The 7,164-nt window shown below is 70.3% G+C and carries 5 protein-coding genes; 2 read left to right on the top strand and 3 right to left on the bottom strand.

Annotated features, from left to right (window positions below; genetic code table 11):
• A partial coding sequence (locus tag HMPREF3165_RS01595) for an N-acetylmuramoyl-L-alanine amidase (protein WP_070510370.1) occupies positions 1-1,839 on the bottom strand: 1,839 nt, incomplete at its 3' end.
• A gap of 411 nt (positions 1,840-2,250) precedes the next feature.
• Between HMPREF3165_RS01595 and rfbB the strand changes: the two genes are divergently transcribed.
• Both rfbB and HMPREF3165_RS01585 read left to right on the top strand, forming a co-directional pair.
• Complete coding sequence (rfbB, locus tag HMPREF3165_RS01590; protein WP_020991748.1) at positions 2,251-3,246, top strand: dTDP-glucose 4,6-dehydratase; 996 nt, start codon at positions 2,251-2,253, stop codon at positions 3,244-3,246.
• Between the two features lie 117 nt (positions 3,247-3,363).
• Complete coding sequence (locus tag HMPREF3165_RS01585) at positions 3,364-3,648, top strand: putative quinol monooxygenase (protein WP_020991749.1); 285 nt, start codon at positions 3,364-3,366, stop codon at positions 3,646-3,648.
• Between the two features lie 21 nt (positions 3,649-3,669).
• On the opposite strand, the gene HMPREF3165_RS01580 is transcribed toward HMPREF3165_RS01585, so the two are convergent.
• Positions 3,670-5,736, bottom strand: coding sequence for a DUF6541 family protein (locus HMPREF3165_RS01580; RefSeq protein ID WP_003787074.1), 2,067 nt, complete (start codon positions 5,734-5,736; stop codon positions 3,670-3,672).
• Between the two features lie 31 nt (positions 5,737-5,767).
• A complete protein-coding gene (locus HMPREF3165_RS01575; RefSeq protein ID WP_003787076.1) occupies positions 5,768-7,072 on the bottom strand; it encodes a nucleotide sugar dehydrogenase in 1,305 nt (434 codons plus the stop codon).
• Positions 7,073-7,164: the final 92 nt, after the last annotated feature.

Below are 7,164 nucleotides of genomic sequence, written 5' to 3'. Positions count from 1 at the left end.
GAACTGCGCACCAGTCGCCGGGCTCCAGTAGCCCACCCCGTGCTCGAAGCTCTGGAACACCCCACCCTTGGTGGAGGCCTGGACGCCGGAGGTGGCCGCTCCGATCCAGCCGTTGGCGCCCAGGGCGCTGCGCAGGGCGACGGCTCCCGGATGGTCCTGGGGCACGGTCGACGACGCACCACTGCTTCCCCCCTGCGGGGAGGAGCCCTGCGCCTTGGCGATGGCGCGGATGGTGCCGAGCTTGGAGTAGCCGACGTTGCCGGGGCAGGTGGTGTAGCCGACGTCGCGGTGCCCGAGGATGCGGGGCATGGAGATGGTGGAGCCGGCCTGGTAGCGCTCGGTCGTCCACACGTGCAGGCCCGCCCAGCCGGTGACATCGGAGATGCCGGCTCGTTTGAGGAACCATCCGGCCATCTTGCCCACGGAGCTCAGCTGGGCGTCCGAGGGGGATACCGTGCTGTAGTCCCCCATCATGGAGATGCCCATGGTGCCGGTGTTGACGCCTCGGGCGTGCGCCCCGATGCTCATCCTGCCGGCCGGTGCCGCCACGGAGCCGGAGCGCCCCTCGAAGACGGTGCCGAACTTGTCGACGAGGAAGTTGTAGCCGATGTCGCCCCAGTCCAGGACGACCGCGTGGTAGTAGTAGATGCCCCGCACGATGGAGGCGGACTGGCCTGCTGAGTAGCTGTTGGTGCCTGCGGTGTGGTGGACGACGACGTGGCCGGCTCTCGCGTACTCGGGATCCCAGCTCATGTAGGAGGCATTGGCCCCCCACTCGGCCCGGGTGGTCACCGCAACCGGCAGGCCGTTGGCGGTCGTCGCAGCCGGTGCAACGACAGGCACAGTGGCTGGTGCCGTGGCTGGCGAAGCAACCGATACTGCGGCCGGCTGGGCGACCGGCGCGGGGCTCGCGGACAGCGTCATGGCGGCCGGATCCACCTGAGTGCCCTGGTTCTCCATGGCGGAGGCATCCTCGATGACGGGGGTCGGTGCAGCCTCGGTGGTCTTGAGGTCGTCTGCACCGAGGACCTCCTCGCCCTGCGGGCGGGAGGGGACCATGGCCAGCTTGAGCCCGGCGGGAAGCGAGCTGCCGACGACGGAGGCCTGGATCGCGTCGGCTCCGCCGGTGACGAACTCCCCCGTGCCGGGGGTGGCGCGATCGTCGCGGCCGGAGTCGGCCGCCTCGCTCAGGTACCAGGGCGACCAGCTCCCGCTCTCCCGCACGCGCAGGTAGATGCGCACGCCGTCGGGCAGGTCGGCGCCGCCGGTCCAGGTGAAGCCGGCGACGAAGAAGCGGTCGACCTCGAGGGGGTCGGTGAGCAAGGCGGCGTCCGCCTGCGGGTCCGTGGCCGCCGGCAGGATCGACGGGACCGGCGCGTCGGCTGCGCCCGTGGCCTGAGCGAGGGCGGGCACGGTGGCGGTTGCGCCGAGCACCGCCGCCGGGCTCACCGAGGCGGCGTTATCGGAGCCACTGGCCTCCTCGGTCGACGGCCTTGGCGTCTGGGCGCCCGCCCCATCGCGCGACCCCGAGCCGGAGCCCTGCCCCGGCGAGGCCTGGACGTCGTCGAGCCCCGACTGCGCCACCTCGGTGGCCTGCCCGCTAGCGGTGGTCAGGTCGAGGATCTGCACCGGAGCGGGGGCCTCACCCTGACCACCGGAGTCGCCGGCACCCGGAGCGGCACCGGCCACGGGGACCAGGCTTGACAGGAGCAGCGAGGTCAGGGCGATGAGCCCGGCGGAGCGGCACGCGTGTGCGCGGGCGCTGAGACCACCGGCATGGCCACTGAGGCGATGGCCGCCGCGGGGAGCGATGCGACCAAGTGCGCGAGGGACGTTCATGGGGTTCCTTTGAGGTGATACCGACGGGCGTCCATCAGGCCTCACCATCACAACCGACGACGCGCTCCCTCGAGAGGCACGAAATCAAATTTCTGAGCAATTTCCAAGAGATTGCTGATAGTTTACTGAATGTCACGGAGGGTCCTTGACGGCGCCGGCTGCATCGGCACCCAAAATCCCGGAGACCACCAACCCGCCCCACACCTTTTCTTGAGGCTCCGCGGTTTTACCGGTTCACGGCACGTCTATTGCAATCCGGTCTCACCACCCCGGGACCCTCGGTCCGACTGCGCCGGCCCGGAAGTCGCGCTCTGCGGCCGCCCGTGAGCTCGAGCGCACTCCTGTGGCATGATGGCGTCGGCCATGATGGGCGCTCAGCGCCCGCAGTTCCCACGTATCGGAGCGAGTTCTATGCACGTCCTCATCACCGGAGGCGCCGGCTTCATCGGCGCCAACTTCGTCCACCAGACCCTGGTGCGCCATCCCGACGCCACCGTCACCGTCCTGGACAAGCTCACCTACGCCGGGAACAAGGGCTCACTGGCAGACCTGGGCGGCCGCGTCACGCTCGTCGTCGGGGACATCGCCGACGCCGACGTCGTCGACCCGCTCGTCGCCCAGGCCGACGTCGTCGTCCACTTCGCGGCCGAGTCTCACAACGACAACTCGCTGCGCGACCCCTCCCCCTTCATCCAGACCAACCTCGTGGGCACCTTCACCCTCCTGGAGGCGGTGCGCCGCCACAAGGTGCGCTTCCACCACATCTCCACCGACGAGGTCTACGGGGACCTGGAGCTGGACGACCCGGCGAAGTTCGAGCCGACGACGCCCTACAACCCCTCCTCCCCCTACTCCTCGTCCAAGGCCGGAAGCGACCTGCTCGTGCGCGCCTGGGTGCGCTCCTTCGGCGTGGAGGCGACGATCTCCAACTGCTCGAACAACTACGGGCCCTACCAGCACATCGAGAAGTTCATCCCGCGTCAGATCACCAACCTCATCGACGGCGTGCGCCCCAAGCTCTACGGCGCCGGCGAGAACGTGCGTGACTGGATCCACGTCCTGGACCACAACGACGCCGTGTGGGACATCATCGAGAAGGGCCGCATCGGCGAGACCTACCTCATCGGCGCCAACGGCGAGAAGAACAACAAGGAGGTCGTCGAGCTGATCCTGGAGCTCATGGGCCACGCTCCCGACGACTACGAGCACGTCGCCGACCGCCCCGGTCACGACATGCGCTACGCCATCGACAACTCCAAGCTGGTCGAGGAGCTCGGCTGGGCGCCGAAGTTCACCGACTTCCGCTCCGGTCTGCAGGCCACCATCGACTGGTACCGGGACAACGAGGCCTGGTGGCGCCCGCTCAAGGCCGAGGTCGAGGCGAAGTACGCCGCCCAGGGGCAGTGATCGGGCGGCGCCGCCATCGAGCCGCCATCGATAAGCCGTGACGTGTGGGGTCCCCGCGGGGGCCCCACACGCGTTCCCGCAGAAGCCCTAGTTCTGACTCAGCGTGAGGAGAGCCCCATGATCCGTATTGTCGCCACGTTCCGCGTCCGTCCCGATGCCGTTGAGGAGTTCCGCGCCCTTGCCGGCGAACTCGTGGAGGCCTCACGGGCCGAAGATGGCAATCTCGCCTACGACCTGTGCGTGGCCAGGGACGATTCCGCTTCTTTCGTCGTGCTCGAGACCTGGCGCAACGACACCGCAATCGAGGCCCACAATGCCTCAGCACACTTCACCACTCTTGTGCCTCGGATGGTTGGCCTCTGCGCCGAGCCGCCATCAGTGGTTCAGTACACCGAGGTCTGAGCGCACAACGCCAAGGCCGCCTCAGTCACAGGCGGTGATGCGCCACAGTGAGGTGCTGCCCTGGGAGTCGATGAGCTCGAGCCCCTCGCTGGGGATTCGGGTCAGCGGGGCGTCCCAGCGCAGGGGGGCTGCTCCTGCCACGGAGCCCGCGGCCGTGGCGTCCGAACTGCTGTAGAAGTAGCGCACCCCCAGCCGGTTGAGGAGCGCGCAGGTCTGGGAGCCCTTCTGCCCCAGGGTGGGCCAGGCAGAGGGCAGGGTCGCACCCGGGGTTCCAGGTGCTGTCTGGTCACGCGTCGGGTAGACGACGTGGACCCCGCCCAAGGACCACAGGTGGGCGGCCCCTCGCGATGGCGCTCCGAGGACGACCGCGTCCTGAGGCAGGACGCTCCTCGAGCGCTCAATGAGCGCCAGGGCGTCCTCGGTCAGCAAGGTCCCGTACTTGATGCGCTGCGGGTCGTAGACGGAGGCGACGAGGTTGCGTTCCAGGGGGACCCTTGCCACCACCGGCAGAAGTACAAGCGCTGCCAGCAAGGCCACCGCCGCACGCTGCGGCCGGGCCCCGCCGACCCGTGAGGCCAGTCGACGCAGCCACCCCCACAGTCGTCGCCCAGGCCGCCCGGCCCCGGCCTGCACCATGAGGACGAGCGCCGGCAGGATGACAAGCGGAAGGATCCGGGCCTTCTGGAGGTACCAGGGCGCTCCGAGCTGACGGCCGGCCCACTGGGGTCCCCCCACGAGGACCACAAGCAGCAGCGACAGGAGCCACATGACGAGCCAGGGGCGCTGATCCCGGTGTGCACGTGCCGACCATGCCGCCGCCAGGGTGAGTCCGCCGAACACGATCCCGACGGGCAGGGAGGCCCCCGGGACCGCCCCATACATCGGCAGGTCGATGAGCGCCTGCCCCAGGGTCGCCACGATGCCGCCCACTCCCCCGGCCGGGCGCTGATAGCCCAGGACAGAGGCCAGGGAGGCGCGCATGACCCAGGCCCCCACGGCCAGGACCAGCACGGACGCGACCGCTCCGGCCACCAGGAGGGCGCGGCCGCCCCGCCTGGTGGCGCTGCGACGCCATCGGGAGACGAGGAGGTTGACCAAGAAGGGTGGGCTCAAGACGGCGAGGTTGAACAGGCCGGTGCCGTGCGCGGCCACCACGCCGCCGCCGGCGGCCAGGGCGAGGAGGACCAGTACCAGACGCAGGCGCCACGAGGCGGTTTCCTGACGCAGCAGGTCGTAGAGCACGAGGACGCCGGGAAGCCCCGCAACGCTCAGGGCGTAGGGCCACACTGCCAAGGCCGTCATGGGCAGCAGTGGGAACCCCACCACTGCGGCGCTGAGCGCGAGCACAGCGGCGACCGCGCAGGTCCGTTGCCTGCGGCGGGCTCGATCCGTCTCCGAGGCCCGGGCAGCGTCAAGACCTGCGGCCCGGGCGAGCAACCCCAGCAGGCTCAGCGGCCAGACCACCGCGGTGAGGGCCAGCACCCCCGCGGTACTGACCGGGGCCGGGCTGCCCGGTGCCAGCGCCACCGCCCCGTGCCAGACCGTGGGGTAGTAGACGGTGCGGCCGGAGTAGAGGGCGGACAGGCCCCCCAGCATGGAGGCGTTGCCGCCCTCACGGATGGCCGCCACCGCGTTGAGGTGGAAGGTGGCGTCGAAGACCTGTGCCGGGTAGCCGGGCCCCGGCAGGACGGTCAGAATCACCCCGGCCGGCACGATAACGGCCACGGTCAGGCCTGCAGCCAGGATCACCCACTCGGCCCGGCCCTGCGACGCCGCTCGTCGCGCACGCTCCGGTGGGGCACCGACGATCAGACGTGCCATCAACGCCACGACCGCCGTCAGGCCGGCGATCACCGCCCATCCCCAGGGGAGCCAGGGCAACGCGAGGGCGTGGGCGAGGATCTCCGCCGCCGCGATGATCGCCGAGCTGAGCGCCGGAGCCACCGCCAGCGACGGCAGTGCGGCCAGGCGCGCCGAGCGTCCCACGATCCAGCCGGGCACCAGGAGCAGCCCGGCCACGACGAGCGTGGCGGCCGTCAGGATCCAGCCGGAGTCTCCGGACAGCCCCGCCGCCACGCTCGCAGTCATTCCTCCTGCCGACCTCAGAGCGCCTGCGGGGTCACTCGCCTCCGCCGATGGTCAGGCGCGGCACACCGGTCCACTTGGCGGCGTCGGTGGCGCGGCGTCCGTCCAGCAGGAGGCGCAGCCCGGGCAGGTCGGCGGCGGAGAGCTCGCCGTACTCGGGGTGGTCGGCCTGGACGATGGCGACGTCGACCTGCTCCCCCAGGTGGTAGGGGGTCCAGCCGAAACCGGCCAGCTCCTCGTCGGTGTACATGGGGTCGTGGACGAGGACCTCGGCGCCGGCCTCGCGCAGGGCCTCCACGGTGGGGAAGACCCCGGAGAAGGCGGTCTCCTTGACCTTGCCGCGGTAGGAGGCCCCCAGCACGACGACGCGCAGGCCCTTGAGCGAGCCGAGCACCTCGGTGGCCCGACCCACCACGTAGGCGGGCATCGTGGCGTTGAAGGTGCGGGCGGTGCGCACCACGGATGCATCGGGGTCGGTGGACAGGTACAGGCGCGGGTAGACCGGGATGCAGTGCCCGCCCACCGCGATGCCGGGGCGGTGGATGTGGGAGTAGGGCTGGGAGTTGCAGGCCTCAATGACGCGCTCGATGTCGAAGCCGGCCTTGTCGGCGTAGACGGCGAACTGGTTGGCCAGGCCGATGTTGACGTCGCGGTAGGTGGTCTCGGCGAGCTTGGCCATCTCAGCGGCCTCGGCGGTGCCCATGTCCCACACGCCGTTGGGGCGGGGCAGGTCGTCGCGCTCGTCGAAGTCGAGGACGGACTCGTAGAAGGCGATACCGGCCTGGGTACCGGCCTCGTCCAGACCGCCCACGAGCTTGGGGTAGCGGCGCAGGTCGGCGAAGACACGGCCGGTGAGGACCCGCTCGGGGCTGAAGACCAGGTGGAAGTCGGTCCCCTCCTTCAGGCCGCTGATCTCCTCGATCATGGGCTTGAAGCGGCCCCGCAGCGTGCCCACGGGCAGGGTGGTCTCATAGGAGATGAGGGTGTTGGGGGTCAGGTGGGCGGCCAGGGAGCGGGTGGCGTCGTCCATCCAGGCGAAGTCCGGCTCCCAGGTGGCGTCGTTGACGAAGAGCGGCACGACCAGGACGATGGCGTCGGCCTCGGGGATGGCCTCGGCATAGTCGGTGGTGGCGCGCAGGGCGCCGTTGCCGGTGGCGGGGCTCAGGGCGGCGAGCTTCTCGGCCAGGTGGGCCTCGCCGGGGAAGGGCTCGGTTCCGGCGTTGACGGCCTCGACGACGGCGGGGTTGACGTCGACTCCGATGACCTCGTGGCCCTTGTCTGCGTACTGGACGGCCAGAGGCAGTCCGATCTTGCCCAGGGCGACGACGGCGATGCGCATACGGGTTGGTCCTTCCGACGGATCAGGCTGAGGCTCAGGTTGATGCTCAGGTGGCGGCTCGGGTAGCGGCCCTCCGTATGATACGGCGCTTA

This window comes from Actinomyces sp. HMSC08A09 (genome assembly GCF_001807465.1).
Lineage (GTDB): Bacteria > Actinomycetota > Actinomycetes > Actinomycetales > Actinomycetaceae > Actinomyces > Actinomyces oris.
Note: the sequence above shows the minus strand (reverse complement) of the source record. Positions and strands in the feature narration are given on the sequence as shown.

Excerpts from the sequence above, each read along its gene's own strand:
- rfbB (WP_020991748.1), top strand. The coding sequence starts at position 2,251 with ATGCACGTCCTCATCACCGGAGGCGCCGGCTTCATCGGCGCCAACTTC.
- HMPREF3165_RS01585 (WP_020991749.1), top strand. The coding sequence starts at position 3,364 with ATGATCCGTATTGTCGCCACGTTCCGCGTCCGTCCCGATGCCGTTGAG.
- HMPREF3165_RS01580 (WP_003787074.1), bottom strand. The coding sequence starts at position 5,736 with ATGACTGCGAGCGTGGCGGCGGGGCTGTCCGGAGACTCCGGCTGGATC.
- HMPREF3165_RS01575 (WP_003787076.1), bottom strand. The coding sequence starts at position 7,072 with ATGCGCATCGCCGTCGTCGCCCTGGGCAAGATCGGACTGCCTCTGGCC.